This window comes from Actinomadura napierensis (genome assembly GCF_039529375.1).
Taxonomy (GTDB): Bacteria; Actinomycetota; Actinomycetes; order Streptosporangiales; family Streptosporangiaceae; genus Spirillospora; species Spirillospora napierensis.
In genome coordinates, this window is sequence record NZ_BAAAMR010000272.1 from 1 (window position 1) to 607 (window position 607).

1 pseudogene is annotated in these 607 nt (G+C 32.8%); it reads right to left on the reverse strand.

The window, feature by feature from the left end:
- Positions 1-241: 241 nt before the first annotated feature.
- Positions 242-607: pseudogene (locus ABD296_RS49375) on the reverse strand (TonB-dependent receptor); the annotation flags it as partial.

Here is a 607-nt window from a genome sequence, read left to right on the forward strand (position 1 = left end):
CAAAAAAATTGCCTTTTATCTAGCTAAAAGGTGTCTACAAAATCGGTGGCTATTCAGTGCTGAAAAGGCTGCCGACACATAAAGTGACCCAGATTGAAGAGTTACTGCCACACTGCTGGAAACCTAAATAGAATTAAAAAATAGGTATGGGATTCAGCGGACGCTTACCTTAATTATTAATCTAATCATTTTATAAGAAAAATCTTCTAAGAAATTTTCTTAGAAGATTACAGTATCTTATCTAGAAATTAAGATTTAAGCCTAAACTAAAATTTCTTCCAATTTGGGGAATATATGGCAAAAATGTTTCATGGGCATAGACTTTCTGATCAAGTAAATTATTCGCTTTAAAGAATAAATCATATTCTGTGTGAGATAGCTTATTTTTATATGCTAAAGTCATATTAAGCATATTATAACCTGATGTAACCTGCTCAAATTTAGAAATATTATCTTGTTTAAAGACTCGATAATATTCTATTTCACCTTTAAGCGATTCATCAAAATCAGCTTTTAGTCGTGTACCCAAACGAGCAGGAGGTAATCTAGGAGTGTAACGATCCTTTTGGGGAGCTAAAGTCGGTTCTCTATTCCAGATATCGTATGC